The 17,887-nt window shown below is 71.1% G+C and carries 13 protein-coding genes; 10 read left to right on the top strand and 3 right to left on the bottom strand.

Annotation, left to right across the window (positions count from 1 at the left end; genetic code table 11):
• The first annotated feature begins 91 nt into the window (after positions 1-91).
• Entirely contained in the window at positions 92-3,325 is a 3,234-nt protein-coding gene (locus tag BLV57_RS17250) for a glycosyltransferase family 2 protein (RefSeq protein WP_091289782.1), read from the top strand.
• Between the two features lie 118 nt (positions 3,326-3,443).
• On the opposite strand, the gene BLV57_RS17245 is transcribed toward BLV57_RS17250, so the two are convergent.
• On the bottom strand, positions 3,444-3,911 hold the full coding sequence (locus tag BLV57_RS17245; RefSeq protein WP_091289780.1) for a metallopeptidase family protein: 468 nt from the start codon (positions 3,909-3,911) through the stop codon (positions 3,444-3,446).
• 79 nt (positions 3,912-3,990) lie between these two features.
• On the opposite strand from BLV57_RS17245, the gene BLV57_RS17240 reads away from it, so the two are divergent.
• The 6 genes from BLV57_RS17240 (at position 3,991) to BLV57_RS17215 (ending at position 9,154) form a co-directional block, all read left to right on the top strand.
• On the top strand, positions 3,991-4,344 hold the full coding sequence (locus BLV57_RS17240; RefSeq protein WP_091289778.1) for a DUF3499 domain-containing protein: 354 nt from the start codon (positions 3,991-3,993) through the stop codon (positions 4,342-4,344).
• Positions 4,345-4,407: 63 nt separating this feature from the next.
• Complete coding sequence (locus BLV57_RS17235) at positions 4,408-5,763, top strand: phosphomannomutase/phosphoglucomutase (RefSeq protein ID WP_091290449.1); 1,356 nt, start codon at positions 4,408-4,410, stop codon at positions 5,761-5,763.
• A 77-nt stretch (positions 5,764-5,840) separates the two neighbouring features.
• A complete protein-coding gene (locus BLV57_RS17230; RefSeq protein ID WP_091289776.1) occupies positions 5,841-6,062 on the top strand; it encodes a Trm112 family protein in 222 nt (73 codons plus the stop codon).
• On the top strand, positions 6,028-7,140 hold the full coding sequence (locus BLV57_RS17225; protein ID WP_176968653.1) for an SIS domain-containing protein: 1,113 nt from the start codon (positions 6,028-6,030) through the stop codon (positions 7,138-7,140). The genes BLV57_RS17230 and BLV57_RS17225 overlap by 35 nt, the downstream gene beginning before the upstream one ends.
• A 60-nt stretch (positions 7,141-7,200) precedes the next feature.
• A complete protein-coding gene (gene manA / locus BLV57_RS17220; RefSeq protein ID WP_091289774.1) occupies positions 7,201-8,427 on the top strand; it encodes a mannose-6-phosphate isomerase, class I in 1,227 nt (408 codons plus the stop codon).
• 157 nt (positions 8,428-8,584) lie between these two features.
• On the top strand, positions 8,585-9,154 hold the full coding sequence (locus BLV57_RS17215; protein ID WP_091289772.1) for a hypothetical protein: 570 nt from the start codon (positions 8,585-8,587) through the stop codon (positions 9,152-9,154).
• Here BLV57_RS17215 and BLV57_RS17210 read toward each other — a convergent pair.
• A complete protein-coding gene (locus BLV57_RS17210; protein WP_091289771.1) occupies positions 9,151-12,081 on the bottom strand; it encodes an AfsR/SARP family transcriptional regulator in 2,931 nt (976 codons plus the stop codon). The genes BLV57_RS17215 and BLV57_RS17210 overlap by 4 nt on opposite strands.
• Before the next feature lie 161 nt (positions 12,082-12,242).
• On the opposite strand from BLV57_RS17210, the gene BLV57_RS17205 reads away from it, so the two are divergent.
• The 3 genes from BLV57_RS17205 (at position 12,243) to BLV57_RS17195 (ending at position 15,623) form a co-directional block, all read left to right on the top strand.
• Entirely contained in the window at positions 12,243-13,157 is a 915-nt protein-coding gene (locus BLV57_RS17205) for a cation diffusion facilitator family transporter (RefSeq protein WP_091289769.1), read from the top strand.
• Positions 13,158-13,218: 61 nt separating this feature from the next.
• Positions 13,219-14,769 carry an amino acid permease gene (locus tag BLV57_RS17200; RefSeq protein ID WP_091290446.1) on the top strand — a complete coding sequence of 517 codons (1,551 nt, stop codon included), beginning with the start codon at positions 13,219-13,221 and terminating at the stop codon, positions 14,767-14,769.
• A gap of 188 nt (positions 14,770-14,957) precedes the next feature.
• Entirely contained in the window at positions 14,958-15,623 is a 666-nt protein-coding gene (locus BLV57_RS17195; protein ID WP_342741195.1) for a hypothetical protein, read from the top strand.
• A 78-nt stretch (positions 15,624-15,701) separates the two neighbouring features.
• On the opposite strand, the gene BLV57_RS17190 is transcribed toward BLV57_RS17195, so the two are convergent.
• Positions 15,702-17,876, bottom strand: a complete 2,175-nt coding sequence (locus tag BLV57_RS17190; protein WP_245757394.1) for a hypothetical protein — start codon at positions 17,874-17,876, stop codon at positions 15,702-15,704.
• Between the last annotated feature and the right edge of the window lie 11 nt (positions 17,877-17,887).

Genomic DNA, 17,887 nt, shown 5'->3' with positions numbered 1-17,887 from the left:
TCGCGGCTGTCGGTGAGTGCGTGTGCGTTTAGGGTGGCGGTCGACCCGCCGCCCGCCCGTACCGGAGTGACTCTTGCGCCCCGCGCCACCGATGCTTCGCACCGCCCCCGTCTTGGCGATTCTGGTCTGCCACAACGGGGAAAGCTGGTTGCCGCTGGCGCTTTCCGCGCTGCGGCGCAGTTCGATCCGGCCGAGGCACGTGCTCGCGATCGACACCGGTTCGACGGACCGCACGCCTCAGCTGCTCGCGGAGGCGGCGGATCCGGCCGGGTTCGACGCGCAGCCCGTGCTCGACGGCATCATCACTCTTTCGAATGAAACCGGTTTCGCCGCCGCCGTCAACGAGGCCGTGGCGAACGCGGTCGAGCGCTGGGGTGATCCCGGCGCGTGGATTTGGCTGCTGCACGACGATTGCGCGCCGGAGCCCGACTGCCTGGACACCTTGCTGCGCGCCGCGGAGGCGTCGCCGTCGGCGAAGGTGCTCGGCCCGCTGGCGCTCGAATGGTCGGATCCCCGGCTGATCGTCGAAGCCGGGCTGTCCACCGACGCGTCGGGGCACCGGCAACAGGTCACCGCATCGGGTGAACAAAGCACGGAAGTCCTCGCGGTGCCCAGCGCGGGCTCGCTGATCGACCGCGGGCTGTGGGACGAGCTCGGCGGGTTCGACACCGGATTCCCGTTGCTGCGCGAGGATGTCGACTTCGGCTGGCGCGCCAACGCGGCGGGCGGGCTCGTGCTTTCCGTGCCACTGGCCCGATTGCGGCACGCGCGGGCGGTGACCACCGGGCAGCGCCGGGCGGACGCGCTCGGTTCCACGGTGGCCGCCGCGAACCGCGCGCACGGCCTGCGCGCGTTCCTCGTGAACACCTCACCGCTTTCGTTCCTGTTCGGCTTGGTGCGCCTGCCGGTCTTGCTGAGTCTGCGCGCGCTCGCGTTCCTGCTGTTGCGCCGGACCACCGAGGCGCGCGCGGAGTTCGCCGCGATCGGTTATCTGCTCGGCGGGCGCGCGGGGTTGCGCGCCGCGCGGGCCAAGCGCGGCGGCGGCTCGGCGCGCGGGCTCGTGATGGGCCGCTTCACGCGGTTGCGCAACGCCGTGCGCGCCGGCGTCGTCGACCTGGTGCGCCGCCGGGTCGCGAGCGAAGCCGCGCTGGGGCGGGTGCCCGAGCAGGTTTCCGAGGAGACGGCGTGGATCACGCCCGAGGCGATGCGGGCCAAGGCGCAGCGGCCGGTCGGGCCGGACGCGTTGCCCGCCGGCGCCTTGCGCGGCACCGGTTCGCGGGGCTCCGGCTTGCGGCGGCCCGCCGCGGTGGTCGCGGTCGCGTTGCCGGAGCAGGAAGAAAAGCCCGCCGGGCCGAAGCCGTCGCCGTTCCGCCGGGACGCCGAGCCGGAGCCCGAAATCGTCTTCGTGGAGGTGAACCGGCGCCGCGTGCTGGCGGCGACCGTGTTCGCGCCGCCGGTGGTGATGCTGGTGGTGCTGACCGCGCTCGGCTTGGTGATCAACAGCGGCCGGCTCGGCTTCGACCTCTCCGGCGGGCATCTGCTGCCGGTCGGTTCGCTTGGCGAGGTGTGGTCGACGTACCTGGCTTCGTGGCACCCCGTCTCGGGTGGCACCGCGAGCGCGGCGCCCGCGTCGCTTCCCGCGCTCGGTGTTTTCGGCGTGCTGGGCGGGCCGAGCGCGATCGTCGCGATCCTGCTGATCGGTGACGCGCCGCTGGCGGCGCTCACCGCCTACGCGGCCACCCGGCGGATTCGGGTGCGCCGCTGGGTCCGCGCCGCGATTTCCGTTGCCTACGCGGTACTTCCCGTCGCGACCGCCGCGGTCGCGCAGGGCAGGCTCGACGTCGTCGTCGTGCACATCGTGGCGCCGCTGGTGGTCGCGGGCATCACCGGGCTGCTGGTGCGCGCCGACGCGCGCTGGCTGCACGTCTCGGTGCTGAGCGCGCTCGGCGTCGCGCTGCTCGGCGCCTTCTCACCGCTCGCGCACGCGCTGGCCGTCGTCGGGCTGGTCGGCGCGTTCGTCGTGCTGCCGTCACCGACCGGGCTCGCCCGGCGGATCGCGGCCGTCGGCATCGTGGTCGTGCTGCCGCTGGCCTTGCTGCTGCCGTGGCCGACCGTGCTGCTGAAGCATCCGGAACTGCTCGTGCACGGGCTCGGCGGGCCGGGGCGGCTCACCGCCGCGACCGAACTCGCCGGCCTCGACCCCGGCGACGCGGGCGCCTGGCCGACCGGGTTCGCGGTCGTGGTGGCCGCCGTGGTCGCGCTCGTCGCGCGGCCGTCCAAGCGGATGGCCGGTCCGTTCGCGCTGCTCGTGCTCGGCGGCGCGGGACTGGCGCTCGTCCGGATGGTGCCGGTGACCCCGTTGCGCGGCGGTCCGGCCGCGCCCGGTTTCGCGGGTGTGCCGCTGCTGGTGATCGGCATCGCCCTGCTGTGGATCGTGCTCATCGCCTGCCGCCGCGAGATCGTTCCGGAGCGCGACGTCACCTGGCTGCCGAAGCTGGCGGCCGCGTGCGGTGTGGTCGTGCTGCTCATCCTCGTGACCGGAGCGGTCATCGCGGGCCGCGAAGGCCCGCTGCGCGCGGGCCGCGGCATGGAACTCGCGGCCCCGGTGGCCGCCGAGCTGGCCGCGACCGGCCGTTCGGTGCTCGTCGTCTCCAGTGGCGAGCCCGCCCGCCAGATCGGCGGCAGGCTCGCCCACTACGGCGACGACGACCTCGCCCCGGCCCCGGGCAGTCCCGAGCGGCTCGCCTCCTGGCGGCAGGCACTCGCCCAAGGCTCACCCGAAGACGTCAAGCAGGCACTCGCGGCGGCCGAGGCGTCCGGCGTCCTCTACGTCGTGCTCCCCGCCGGCGCGAACCGCGACGCCTTCATCTCGATCGGCAAGGACCTGGTGGGCGGCGCGGCCCCGACCTCCGACGGAAGGCCGGTACTGCGGCTCCTGCCGCCGGGCGGCCAGGTCGCGCTGATCTCGCCCGAGCTGGCGAAGAAGGCCGTGACCGGCCAGGGCGCGCCTGGCGCTTCCCCCGGCGTCGCGCCGGTGCAGGCGACGCTGCCGGACGTGCACGTCCGCGTCTCCGACGGCCCCGAAGGCCGGCTGCTCGTGCTCGCGGCCGAGGTCGAAGCGGGCTGGCACGCGACCGTGAACGGCAAGGCGGTGCCGATCGTCCCCGCGTGGGGTCACCAGGTGGCGGTCTCGGTGCCCGCGAAGTCCTCGGAGGTCGTGGTCGACCACTCGGCGGGCGTGCGCAACCTCCTGCTGCTGGCCCAGATCGCGGCGGTCCTGTTCGCCCTGCTCACGGCCATCCCCAGCCGCCGGAGGACCTCGTAAAAGCCCGAAAGTGACTTTCGTCAGATGCGATCTGACGAAAGTGGCTTTCGGGCTTTCACACCTGACGGAAGTGGCTTTCGGGCTTTCACACCTGACGGAAGTGGCTTTCGGGCTACGGCTACTCGCCTTCGATGACGTCGGGCTCCAGGCCCAGGTAGCCCGCGACCTGCTCGACCAGTACGTCGTGGACCAGCTCGGCCAGCTCGCTCGGGTCCTTGGCGCGAGCTTCGAGGGGACGCCGGTACAGCACGATCCGCGCGCGCGTCGGCAGGCCGGAGCGGTCGACGCCCGCGGGGACCAGGCGGGACAGCGGGACGGCGCCGTCGTGGAGCACGCCCTCGGCGGCGACCGGGTCGCCGTCGCGGTGGACTTCGGGGACGTCGTCGACGGCGACGTCGAGTTTCGTCAGCTCGTGGCGCCAGCGGGCCTCGATGGGCTCGAGCGCGTCGAGCACCAGCGCGTCGAACTTCTCGGCGCGGCTCGAGGCGGCCGGGAGGGTCGCCGGGTAGAGCGCGCCGCGGAGCCCGCGCCCGTGCCTGTCCCGGCGCAAACGCTGCTGCAGTCGGTAGTCACGCGCGGTTGCCACGCAAGAAGGGTACGCGCTGGGGACGACACAGCGCGTGTCGCCGGTAAGACGTCGCTCGGACGCGCTATCGTTTACGACTGTGCGGAGCGTACGAAAGTGTTCGCGGACAGGCTGTCTAGAGCCGGCTGTGGCGACGCTGACCTACGCCTACAGTGACTCGACCGCCGTCGTCGGCCCGTTGGCCACGGCCTCGGAACCCCACTCCTATGACCTGTGCGAAGCCCACGCGCTGCGCCTCACGGTCCCCAAGGGGTGGGAGGTCGTCCGGCACGAGGGTGAGTTCGCCCACCCCGACCCGTCCAACGACGAGCTGACCGCGCTGGCCGAGGCCGTGCGCGAGGCTGGCCGGTCGGACAAGCCCGCCGCCAACCCCGACGACGAGGGTCCGTCCGGGCGTCGAGGTCATCTGAGGGTGCTGCCCGGTCGCGCCTAGCGTTCACCGCCGCCCGGTAGGCTTCCGGCGGCGAACGGCAAGCGGACTTCGGGAGTGGACGGCGTGGCAGATCTTTCCGGCATCGTGAAGGCCTACGACATCCGGGGCGTGGTCGGTGAGCAGCTCGACGCCGCCCTGATCCGGGAGTTCGGCGCCGCCTTCGCCCTGCTCATCAAGCCCGAGTCGCCCACCGTCGTGATCGGTCACGACATGCGCGACTCCTCGCCGGGCCTGGCCGAGGCGTTCGCCGACGGCGTGACCTCGCAGGGCCTCGACGTGGTGTCGATCGGCCTCGCCAGCACCGACCAGCTGTACTTCGCGTCCGGCTCGCTCAACCTGCCGGGCGCGATGTTCACCGCGAGCCACAACCCGGCGCAATACAACGGGATCAAGCTCTGCCGCGCGGGCGCCGCCCCGGTCGGGCAGGACACCGGGCTCGCCGAGATCCGCGACACGGTCGAGCAGGGCGTGCCCGCGTTCGAGGGCCAGCCCGGGACCGTCACCCACCAGGACGTGCTCGCCGACTATGCCGCCTACCTGCGCAAACTGGTCGACCTGAGCGGCAGCCGCCCGCTGAAGATCGTCGTCGACGCAGGCAACGGCATGGGCGGGCACACCGTCCCCACGGTCTTCGAGGGGCTTCCGCTGGACATCGTCCCGATGTACTTCGAGCTCGACGGCAACTTCCCGAACCACGAGGCCAACCCGCTCGACCCGAAGAACATCGTCGACCTGCAGGCCAAGGTCCGCGAGGTCGGCGCCGACGCGGGGCTCGCCTTCGACGGCGACGCCGACCGCTGCTTCGTCGTCGACGAGCGCGGCGAGCCGGTCTCGCCGAGCGCGATCACCGCGCTGGTGGCCGTGCGCGAGCTGGCCAAGGACCCCGGCGGCACGATCATCCACAACCTGATCACCTCGAAGGGCGTGCCCGAGATCGTCGCCGAGCACGGCGGCAAGCCGGTGCGCACCCGTGTCGGGCACTCGTTCATCAAGGCCGAGATGGCCAGGACCGGCGCCATCTTCGGCGGCGAGCACTCGGCGCACTACTACTTCCGCGACTTCTGGCGCGCCGACACCGGCATGCTGGCCGCGATGCACGTGCTCGCCGCGCTCGGCGAGCAGGACGGGACGCTGTCCGCGCTCACCGCGGACTACTCGCGCTACGCCGCTTCCGGTGAGATCAACTCGACGGTGACCGACCAGGTCGCGCGCCTGCTCGCGGTCAAGGACGCCTACGCGGGCCGCGACGGCGTCACGGTCGACGAGCTCGACGGTCTCACCGTGCAGCTGCCTGACGGCGGCTGGTTCAACCTGCGCCCGTCCAACACCGAGCCGCTGCTTCGCCTGAACGTGGAAGCCGCCGACGTTAACGCCGTGCGCGCTCTGACCGACGAAGTACTGGCGATCGTTCGTGCGTAACACAGCCGACCTGTCACTTGAGTTTCATGAGTGCCACGGAACGCACACTCATGCTCGCTACGTGGTATGGAGGAAACATGGCCGTCACGCTTGACGCACAGCTGCTCGAGATCCTCGCCTGCCCGTCGCCGGATCACGCCCCGCTGCGGGCCGGTTCGCCGGGCGATCCCGAGGCCGACGCGCTCACCTGCACCGAGTGCGGGCGGGTGTACCCGGTCCGCGACGGCATCCCGGTGCTGCTGCTCGACGAGGCCACCACTCCCGATGCTTCGGAAACGTCCAGTGCCGACGGTGCTTGACGACTCCCTGCTCGACGATCCCGCGCGGTTGGCAGCGGCCGACAGCGCGGGGCTCCTGCGTGCCGCCGCGATGGCGGGCGCCCAGGTGCGGGCGACCGCCGAAGCGGCGGCCGAGGTCGGGCTGAGCGACCGGCTCGACCTCGGGCGCCCGCGCGCGCTCGTGCTGATCGACCGGCCCGGTGTGAGCCGCTCGCTGACCCGCATGCTCGCGGCGCTGCTCACCCCGCAGTGCCCGGTGCCGGTCGTTATCGCCGAGGTGGTGCCGAGCTGGATCGGCGCGCTCGACGTGGTGTTCGCGCACACCGACGACCCCGGCGACCGTGAGCTCGCCGCCTCGCTGGAACGCGCCGCCCGGTTCGGCGCGACCGTGGTGCTCTCCGCGCCGACCGACGGGCCGGTCGCGGCCTCCGTCGCGGGTAAAGGATTGTTAATCGCGCCACGTGTGCCGGTTCCGCCGGAGATGGCGTTCCCCCGTGGCCTCGCCGCGGGGTTACTCACCGCGAACGCGCTCGGCCTGCTCGTCTGCGATGTGGAGAAGCTGGCGGACCAGCTGGACGCCGAGGCCGAAAAGGACTATCTAGCTCGGGATTCGTTCGCGAACCCCGCCAAGGCGCTGGCCTTGCGGGTGGCCGATCGGCTGCCGCTGCTGTGGGGTTTGGACCCCGTCGCCGTCGCTGTCGGTGAGCACGCGGCACACGCCTTCGCCGCACACGCCGCGACCGTCTGCGACGTCGAGGACTATCGTCAAGCGCTGGCCAGGCCGGCGCTGCGCCGGGCCGCGCTCATGGGCAACAGTGAGCGTGACCTGTTCGCGGACCCGGACGACGAGCCCTCAGGCCTGCGCCCGAGGGTCGTGCTGCTCGCGATCCGCACCGGAGCCGCGGCGGAGGCCGCTCGTTATCAGGCCGAGGAGATGCTCCCCGGGGTCGACCGGATCGCGCCCGCGGAGGAGATCGAAGCGGACGAACCGATTCGGGCTGGAGTGCTCGCGCTCCGGTTCGAGCTGGCCGCCGTTTACCTCGGGCTGGCGGCGGGCAGTATCGGCGGTGCCGGGCAGTTTTCGCCGGTTTCGGCCTGAGACTGCTTTTCGAGGACATGGGGCCTGGCAGAAGGTGCCCGGCGAGGAGTTGAGGTGACAGTGGAGCTGCTGCGCAATGCCGTGCGGCCCTATGCGTGGGGATCGCGTACGACGATCCCCGAGCTGCTGGGACGTCCGGTACCGGCGCCGCACCCGGAGGCCGAGCTGTGGATGGGCGCGCACCCTGGCGACCCGTCCCGGATCGAGGGCCCCGACGGGATCGAACGGAGCCTGCTCGACCTCGTCGAAGCCGACCCGGTCGGTCAGCTCGGCGAGCAGTGCGCCGAGCGCTGGGGCGGCAGGCTGCCGTTCCTGCTCAAGATCCTCGCCGCCGAAGAGCCGCTGTCCATGCAGGCGCACCCGTCGGCCGAGCAGGCCGCCGAGGGCCACGCCCGCGAGGAGCAGGCAGGCATCCCGCGTGACGCGCCGAACCGCAACTACCCGGACCCGACGGCCAAGCCCGAGCTGGTCTGCGCGCTCACCGAGTTCCACGCGCTCGCCGGTTTCCGCGAGCCGAACCGCACGGTCGCGCTGCTCAAGGCCATCGAGACACCCGGGCTCGCCCGGTTCACCGTGCTGCTGGAAGAGCAGCCGGACTCCGACGGCCTGCGCGCGCTCTTCACCACCTGGATCACGCTGCCGCAGGCTTCGCTCGACGAGCTGCTGCCCGAGGTGCTGGAGGCCTGCGTCCAGCACGTGCGCGACCACGGCGAGTTCGCGGCCGAATGCCGCACGATCCTCGAGCTCGGCGAGGCACACCCGCGTGACGCGGGCGTGCTCTGCGCGCTGCTGCTCAACCGCCTGACCCTGCGTGCGGGCGAGGCGATCTACCTGCCCGCCGGCAACCTGCACCTGTACCTGCACGGCACGGCCGTCGAGATTCTCGCGAACTCCGACAACATCCTGCGCTGCGGCCTCACGCCCAAGCACGTGGACGTGCCGGAGCTGCTGCGCGTCGTCGACTTCGGCTGCGGCGAGATGCCCGTCCAGGACGGCACGCCCGACGGCAGGCTGGCGGTCTACCACACGGACGCGCCCGAGTTCGAGCTCTCACGCATCGAGTGGGCCGCCGACGAGCGCGACGAGCTGCTGGTGCACTGCACCGGTCCGCAGATCCTGCTCTGCACGGCGGGCGCGCTGCGGGTGATCGCGGACGACGGCGAGCAGGTCGAGCTCGGCCGCGGCCAGTCGGTGTGGCTGCCCGCCTCCGACCCGGCCGTCCGGCTGAAGCCGCTCGGCGACACCCCGATCCAGGTCTTCCGCGCGACCGCGGGAACTTGCAGCTAAAGGGGTCGTGAGTGTTCCGGCCGGTTAGAACCGGCCGGAACACTCACGACCCCTGCTTTTGTGTGCGTTCCGTGTGGCGGGGTTCGGCACTATCTCCCGAATGGGTGGCTTTGGTGTTGCCATCCGTTCTGCCCACAGTCAAGGAGATAGACCCACAGTGACTTCCTACCCCGATGCCCAGCCCGCTTACGGACAGCAGGCCGCTTACGGAGCTCAGCCCGGCCAGGCCCCGGCGGCGCCGGTTTCCCGTCCCGGCACCGTGCTCGCGGCGGTCATCGCCGCGATCGTGGCCGGGCTCGCCGCCGTCATCGACGGCGCGATCATCCTGGCCGGTGGCCGGGACCTGGCGCTCGACCTGGCCGCGCAGGCGGTCGCCGACGTGACCGGCGAATCCGCCGACGTGGTCAAGCAGAGCGCCGGTTCGCTGCTCGAGATCGCGGTCGAGGAGGCCACGAAGACCTTGCAGGCCCGCGCGATCATGGTGATCGCCGTCGGCGCGCTGCTGCTGCTTTTCGGTGCGCTCATGCGGAAAGCGGCGCTGTGGGCGCGCATTCTCGTCACGCTGTTCGCGCTGGTCAACGCGCTCGTCGCGCTGCGGGTGGCGACCGATGTCGGCTCCGGCGCGATGATCGGGCTGGCGTGGGCCGCGATCGTGGTCTCGGCAGTCACGCTCGTGCTCACCTGGCTGCCCGCGAATCACCGCTATGCCAAGGCGGCCAAGGCCTAGGCCTGGTCGGTCAGTTTCAGCAGCAAGCCGGTCAACGTCGCCGCGTTCGCGTCGAGGGGGTGTCCGAGCCGATCAGCGTCGTCTCGAGCGACGCGGGCGTCGGCGGCGTTTCCGGTTTTCTCATAGGCTTTCGCCAGTATGCGCGAGGTGATCGCGGCCGACGGCAGGCTGCGCATCTCCTGGAATTCCCGTAAACAGCCGCGCAGCAAGGGAATCGCCTCGGCCGTGCGGCCTTCGCCGATCCAGCTCGCGGCGATCGCGCGAGCGCAGGAAAGCTCGCGTGGCCGTTCGTTCAGTTCGCGGGCCAGGTTCCGTGCCTCTTCGTAGGCGGCGACGGACTGGCGTCGCTGGCCGAGTCCCGCGTGGATCGCGCCCAGCGTGCGCAACGACTTGGCCAGCGCCGAACCACCTTCTCCTTCGCGGAGCAGGAGAACCGACTCTTCGCTCAGCTCGCGAGCCCGGTCGAGTTTCCCGTCGAGCGCCAGCGACCACGAGAAACCCTGCAACGCCAGCGCGAGCTGACGCGGTTCACCGGTTTCCCTTGCCCGTGCGACGGAATCGGCGTCCAGCGCGGCCGATTCGTACGGCCGCCCCAGCCGGGCGAGCGCACTCGATTTCGTGCGCAGTGCGACGAATTCCGCGTAGGGATCGGTGATCCCCAGCTCGGTGGCCTCGTCGATGAGTGCCAGTGATTCCGCGGGCGCGCCGAGCCCGATCAGGCAATCGGCCAGATTGATCAGCGTCCAGGACTGCGCGGCCACATCGCCCAGCCTGGCCAATTCCGCCGCGCAGCGACGGTATTCCATTGCCGCCTCTTCGTAACGTCCGCGCGCGTGGGAAAGCAGCGCCAGGTTCGCGTCGGCGAGCGCCAGCACCCGCTTGTCACCGTCGGCCAGCGCCGACTCGCGCAGCGCCTCGTACCCGGTGCGCATGTCCGCGTAGTACCCGTGCGGCCACAGATGAATGCTGAGCCTTCCCAGCAACGCCAACGCTTCCGAGCGCCAGCCGTGTTCGCACAGCGCCCGCACCGAGTGCACGATGTTCGGCCTGGCGGCTTCGAACCACGCGCGCGGGTCGGCGGTCAGCCGGGCGACGACCTCCGCGCCGAGTGGCTGCGGCGGGATTTCCTTGTCCGGCAACGGCATCGGCACACTGCGGGGCAACCGCCGCGCGGCCGTGTCCGCCAGCGCGATCGTCGCGTGGACGATCGACAGCGCGGAGGACCGGCCGGTCGCGTGCTCGGCGGCGAAAACCCGGATCAGGTCGTGCATGCGGTAGCGCGGCTCGCCGGTCCGGTCGGCGCCGACCGGCTCCAGCAGACTGGCCTCGACGAGTTCTTCGAGCACCGCGTCGGCGTCCGGATCGTCGATGAGGATGCCGAGCGCCCAGCCGGGCAGGTCCCGGTCGCGGACCTGACCGATCGCGCAGAACGCGGCACGCGTGACCGGCCGCAGCGCTTCGAAGCTGAGCGCGATGCTGCCGCGCACCTGCAGATCGCTGACGGCCAGCTCGTCCAGCCGCCGCACCTCGTCCTCCAGCCGCTCGGCCAGCGCGCTCAGCCGCAGATGCGGGCGCAGCGCCAGCCGGGTGCCCGCGATCCGCAGCGCGAGTGGCAGGTTCCCGCAGGCGTCCGCGATCCGCGCGGCGGCAGGGCTTTCGTCGTGCACCCGGCTGCCTGCCAGCCGTCCCAGCAGCTCTCGGGCTTCCACGCCGTCGAACGGGCCGAGCGCGACCCGGCGCGCGCCCGCGAGCCCGCTCAGCCTGCGCCTGCTGGTGACCAGCACCGCGCACCCCGGCGTGCCCGGGATCAGCGCCCGCACCTGGGTCGGCTCGGTGGCGTCGTCGAGCACGACCAGCACCCGCCGCCCGGTGAGCCTGCCCCGGAACGCGGCCGCGCGCGCCGCCGGATCGTCGGGGATGGCCGGGCCGGTCACCCCGATGCCGCGCAGCAGGTCGGCGAGCACTTCGGCGATGTCCCGCGCGCCCGACAGCGAGACGTACAGCTGGCCATCGGGGTAGGCGTCGCGCAGCCGGTGCGCGGCGCGGACGGCGAGCGCGCTCTTGCCGACGCCGGGCTCGCCGCTGACCACGACCACCGGCACGGTGTCATGGGACTTGCCGAGCACCGTGGTCAGCTCGGTGACCTCGGCGTCACGGCCCGCGAAATCGGGCAGGTCCGGCGGGAGCTGGCAGAGCGGCCAGTCGCCGTCGCCTTGCAGGATCGCCGCGTGCGCCTGCCTCAGCTCGGCGCCGGGCTCGATGCCGAGTTCGCCGACCAGTGTCGTGCGCACGCGCTGGTAGACCTCCAGCGCGTCGGTCTGCCGCCCGGCCAGCCGCAGCGCGAGCATGAGCTGCGCGGCCGTGCGCTCGGCCAGCGGATGCTCGGCGAGTGTCGCCGTGAGTTCGCCGATCAGCTCGCTGTGCCGTCCGATCGCGAGCTCGGCGTCCACGCAGTCGCCGAACACGGCGAGCCGCTCGGCAGCCAGCTTGGCCAGCTCGGCGTCGAGCACCGGGACGTCCAGCTCGGCGAGCGCGTGATCGCGCCACCACCCGAGCGCCTGCCGCAGCCACGTGGCCCGCTCGGCGGGATCGGTCGCCCGCCTGCCCGCCGCGGCCGTCTCTCGGAACGCGAGCAGGTCTAGCTCCTCGGAGCCGACGAGCAGCCGGTATCCGTGCGCGGCGTGCTCGATCGTCACGTCGCCGAGGCGCTCGCGCAGCCGCGAGACATACGTCTGCAGATTAGAGAGGTACGACTTTGGTGGAAGGTCGGGCCACAGCGCCTCCACCAGCCTGCCCACCGGCACGTGCTGGTTCGCGTGGAACAGCAGAACGGCCAGCAGCGACCGCTGCCGGTCACCCCGCAGGGTGACCCACTCGCCGGTCGCGCGCTGGACGGTCAGCGGTCCGAGGACGCCGAAGTTCGCCATGAGACCGGCCACCCTAGCCACGAGGTACGACAGTTCGTGGCCGTTTACGTGATTAGGGCCGAGGGGTGACCGCTGGCCGGAACGGGTCGGCCCGCTGCCGGTGGCCATACCGGTCCCTTTAGGCTGCAGCCGGACATTTCCACCGGCTTCAGGGGGTACAGGTGTCAGCAGGCGGCGGAACCAAGGCGATCATCGCCGCGCTCGCGGCGAACGCGGGCATCGCGGTCGCCAAGTTCGCGGGCTTCCTCGTCACCGGGTCGTCGTCGATGCTCGCCGAGTCGGTGCACTCGCTGGCGGACACGTCGAACCAGGGCCTGCTGCTGCTCGGGCAGAAGAAGTCCCAGCGCGAAGCGACCAAGATCCACCCGTTCGGCTACGGGCGCGAGCGGTACTTCTATTCGTTCGTCGTCGCGCTGATGCTTTTCACACTCGGCTCGGTCTTCGCGCTTTACGAAGGCATCCACAAGATCCTGGAGCCGTCGGAGCTGGACTCGCCGATCGTCGCGGTGATCATCCTGGTGATCGCCATCGGACTCGAGGGCTACAGCTTCTTCACCGCGATCACCGAGTCCAAGAAGATCAAGGGCAAGGTCACCTGGTGGCAGTTCATCCGCCAGTCCAAGGAGCCCGAACTCCCGGTCGTGCTGCTGGAGGACGCGGGCGCGCTGATCGGCCTCGTGCTCGCGCTGCTCGGTGTCGGGCTGTCGACCATCACCGGGAACCCGGTCTGGGACGGCATCGGCACCGCGCTGATCGGGCTGCTGCTGGGCGCCATCGCGATCATCCTGATCATCGAGATGAAGAGCCTGCTGATCGGCGAGGGCGTCAGCGACAAGCTGCTGGCCACCATCACCGACGAGCTGGCCGCGGGCAAGGTCGAGCGGGTGATCCACATCCGCACCCAGTACCTGGGTCCCGACGAGCTGCTGATCGCCGCGAAACTGGCGCTCGTGCCGGGCCTCGACACCGGTCAGGTGGCCACCGCGATCGACGACGCCGAGGCGCGTGTGCGCGCGAAGATGCCCGTCTCTTCGCTCATCTACCTCGAACCTGACCTGGACCGGTCAGCGAAGTAGTGACCATGGACCTCACGCGTTAGGGTGACGATTCACGATCAAGTCACCCAGGAGGTCAATGGTGCCCGGGACGGGTCTATGGCGGACGAAATCGATCGAGCAGTCGATCGCCGACACCGATGAGCCGGATACCAAGCTCAGGCGGAATCTGAGCGCGTGGGACCTCACCGTCTTCGGCGTCGCCGTCGTGATCGGCGCGGGCATCTTCACGCTGACCGCGCGCACGGCCGGTGACTTCGCGGGCCCGTCGACCTCGCTCGCGTTCGTGTTCGCCGCGATCGCCTGTGCGCTGGCCGCGCTCTGCTACGCCGAATTCGCCTCGACCGTCCCGGTCGCGGGCAGCGCGTACACGTTCTCGTACGCCACCTTCGGCGAGTTCATCGCGTGGATCATCGGCTGGGACCTGGTGCTGGAGCTGGCGGTCGGCGCGGCCGCCGTCGCCAAGGGCTGGTCGGCGTACCTGCAGACGGTGCTCGACTACATCCTCGGCAAGGGCACCAAGACCAGCTTCGACATCGGCGGGGGACTCGCCTTCGACTGGGGCGCGCTGTTCCTGGTCGCGCTGCTCGCGACGCTGCTGACGATCGGCACCAAGCTCTCGTCGCGGTTCTCGATGGTGATCACCGGGATCAAGGTCGCGGTCGTGCTGTTCGTGATCGTGCTCGGCTTCTTCTACATCAAGGCCGAGAACTACACGCCGTTCGTGCCGCCTGCCCAGCCCGGTGGGTCGAGCCACAGCGGTGTCGAGCAGTCGGTGTTCTCGCTCATCGCCGGCGGGCAGGGTAGCTCGTTCGGCGTCTTCGGCCTGCTGGCCGGCGCGTCGCTGGTGTTCTTCGCGTTCATCGGGTTCGACATCGTCGCCACCACGGCCGAGGAGACCCGCAACCCGCAGAAGTCCGTGCCGCGCGGCATCTTCGGCTCGCTGGCCATCGTGACCGTGCTGTACGTGGCCGTCTCGCTGGTCGTGGTCGGCATGGTCTCGTACAAGGACCTCGCCACCTCCGCTGGCGACGGCGGCAAGAAGACGCTCGCGACCGCGTTCGCGCAGAACGGGGTCGACTGGGCCGCCGGCATCATCTCGGTCGGCGCGCTCGCCGGCCTGACGACCGTGGTCATGGTGCTGCTGCTCGGCCAGGTCCGGGTCATCTACGCCATGTCGCGTGACGGCCTGCTGCCGCGCAAGCTCGCGAAGACCGGCTCGCACGGCACGCCGAAGACCGCGACCATCATCGTCAGCGGCATGGTGGCCGTCGCGGCGACCTTCTTCCCGGCCGACAAGCTGGAGGAGATGGTCAACGTCGGCACGCTGTTCGCGTTCGTGCTCGTCTCGGCCGGTGTGCTGGTGCTGCGCAAGACCCGCCCTGACCTGCCGCGCGCGTTCAAGGTGCCGGGTGTGCCGGTGATCCCGATACTGGCGATCCTCGCCTGCCTGTGGCTGATGCTGAACCTGAGCGTGCTGACCTGGCTGCGGTTCTTCGTCTGGATGGTCGTCGGCGTGGTGATCTACTTCGCCTACAGCCGCCGTCATTCGCTGCTCGGCAAGCGCGGCGCGAGCGCGTCGCCGCTGCCGGTCGCGGGCGCCGATCCGACCGGAAATACCCCAGACGAGTAGTCACTACGCACGAATGGTCTCTGGAGTGTTTCCGGAAGGTCTCGGTTGGATGCGCAGGGTGGCTTAATTCGCCCTTTCGGGTAGGTTCCCAGCCACTGGTTCCCCCGAATGGCGGGTGGGTTTCCCCGCGTTATCCAGGAGCTCTCCGAATGAAATCGACGTTCCAACGTCCAGTTCGTGCTGCCCTTTTGACGTTCGCGACCGCCGGCCTGCTGCTCGGCACGGCCGGTGTCGCGCTCGCCTGCCACACGGACGACAACCGCGCGGTCCCCACCGAGGGCAACGTGACCACCTGTGCCAAGGCCAAGCTGCCCGGCACCGACCTCAAGCCGTCGGACATCACCTTCACCGGCGGCACCCAGCAGGACAAGTACCTGAACATCACGGCGCTGGGTGAGGGCGTCACCGTCACCGCGATCGTGGTCAAGGGCGGCGACGGCTACAACACCTACGAGCCGGGCAAGCGCGGCCTGCCCGAGAACCCGCCGTGGGAGAAGCTGCGCTCGCCGCTCAACGGCGGTGGTCAGCAGGCCACGATCAGCCACTGGTTCCTTTGCGGTTCGGTGAAGACCCCGACCACCAAGCCGAGTGAGCCGACGAAGACGACCACGAAGCCGAGCGAGCCGACCAAGACCACGACGGCCACGAGCAAGCCGCCGACGTCGACCAAGACCTCGACGCCGGAGACCACCAGCAGCACGCCGGCGCCCCCGGTCGGCGGCAGCTCGGGCGGCAACAACGGCGGTCTCGCCGACACCGGCTTCGACAAGGGCTGGCTGCTCTGGGTCGGCGGCGCGCTCCTGCTCGGCGGCGTCGGCCTGGTCACCGCCACCAAGGTCCGCCGCAAGGGCTAAGCCAAGAACGGGATAAAGCGGGCTTTACTCCGCAACGGGATAAAGCCCGCTTTATCCCGGAGTGGCATAAAGCCCGCTTTATCGCAGGCCGGCGGCCCTGGCGACGGCGTTGTCCCACTCGGCGTCCGCCAGGTAGTCGGCGTGTTTGAGGACGCCGGGCGACCAGCGGTGGCGGCCGGTCGGGTTGCGCATCGGGTCGGGCAGCCAGTGGTCGCCGCCGATGATGAGCACGCCCGACTCGGGCTCGGCGACCGAGCTGAGCGGCCCGACCCCGCCGGTGGTCAGATAGCCGTCGCCGAGCAGCGCGCCGTCGACGACCTGGTGCCGCCACGTCGTGACGCCACCGCCGAAGATGTCCGTGCCCCGGCACAGCGCACGCCAGCGGCCGTCGAGCTTCGTGTACAGCTTGCACAGCGAGGCGTGCGGCAGGACGCCGGGGAACGCGCGCTGATAACCCCATTGCAGCGGCGAGCCGACGGTCAGCACGCCGACGCGTTCGAACTCCTCCGGCGTCAGCTCGGCCGCGAGGCGGGCGGCGGTCATGATCGTCAAGAGACTGCCGAGGTTGTAGCCGGACAGCACGACCCGCGTGTTCGGTTCGGCGAGGTGTTCCTTCGCGCGGCCCGCCAGCTCGGGGATGACTTTCAAGGCGTAGCAAGGGGGAACGGTCGGATGCGCGGCGCGCGGCCAGAAGCAGACGAGGTCGGCGAGCGCGCCGAGGTGACGGCTGCGCAGCGGGCTTTTCGCAGCCGTGTAGACGACGCGCAGCAGACCGGCGGCCAGCGCGCCGAGCGCGAAGACGCCGATGCCCGCAACCGGTTCGAACCACGAGGGCACCGCGTGCAGCCCGAATCGGACGATCAGCAACGCGACCGCGCCCGCCGCCATGAGCAGCGAGACCGACAGCGCCAGATGGTGCAGATGCCGTCGTTCCCAAGCCGAGCGTGCCCACGCGGCGGCGGCCTCTTTCTCTTGCTTGGCCCCGATTTCCATCAGCTTGACGATCTCCGGGATCCCGCGCCGCCGCCTGCGCAACGGCACCGCGATCGCCAGCCCGATCGCCGCCAGCAGCACACCGACCGTGAGCCCGGCGCCCCACAGCACGGTGATCAGCAGGTACGTGTCCGGCAGGCGCAGCTCCGCGCCGAGGATCTTGCGCACGGACAACGTCATCCCGGCGCCGAACCCGCCGCCGAGCAGCCCGGCGAGGATGAGCACCGGCGCGGCCGCCCAGCCGCCCGCCCACGGCCGCAGCCGCATCGGCAGTTCACGCCACGCGGGCTTCGCGTACCTCGCCGCGGGCCACAGCAGCACGGCGAACAGCACCGAGATCACGACCAGCGCCGCGCCGATGCCCTCGACCATGCCGTCGGCGCCCGCCAGCCCGGTGCCGCGCAACGCCGGGCTTCGCAGCCCGGCCACCAGCACCAGCACGGTGCCGAACGCGTACAGCGTGCGCCGCGCCCAGCGGCCCGGCCGTCCGGCGCCCCGGCCCATCGCCGACGCGATGAGGCTCGCGAAGATCAACGCGATCGACAGCAGCCACAGCACGATGCCCGCCACGTCATCGGGAAGGTGGAACGGCCCGCCGAGCGGCAGCAGCGCGACGCACGCCAGCGCGACGACCGTGTGCAGGCAGAGCAGGCCGGGGGTGTCCGGGTCGGCGCGCAGCACCGTGCCGGGGAACGCGCCGTCGCCGCCGGTGTCCTCGGCGTGCACGCGCCAGTTCGTCGACGAGATCCGGTGCAGGATGTAGATCATCACCAGCAGCGGCGCGATCCCGACGACCGCCCTGAGCTGGGTCGACGTCCGCAGCCACGACGGCGCCCACTTCACGCAGCCGGTGCCGAGGCATTGCGTGGCGAGCAGGTCGAGGCTGATCACCGCCACCTGGCTCACCAGCAGCATGGTCAGCAGCACGGCCGCGACCCGCAGCAGGCCCCGGCACAGCGCGCCGAGCATCCGTGCGCCGCGTTTGTCCTGGGGGACCGGCGGCAGCATCCAGTACGCGACGTTCGCCAGCGAGAACGGGAAGAGCAGCGCCCAGGTGGCCTTCGACGCGCCGCCGGAGGTCATCCGGCTCCAGAGGTAGCCCTCGAGCGTGCGCGGCACGGCCCGGCCGAGCGCGCGCAGCATGGGGCCCGGCGCCGGCCGCCGCAGCCGGTCTGAGGGGCGGATCACTCTGCCGAACCCGTCACCCGCCACGTCGACCGTGGAAACCGCGTCGAGCAGCGCCTCCCCGCTCGTGCCGATGAGGCCTGGCA

This window comes from Amycolatopsis xylanica, from assembly GCF_900107045.1.
GTDB classification, from domain to species: Bacteria; Actinomycetota; Actinomycetes; order Mycobacteriales; family Pseudonocardiaceae; genus Amycolatopsis; species Amycolatopsis xylanica.
Note: the sequence above shows the minus strand (reverse complement) of the source record. Positions and strands in the feature narration are given on the sequence as shown.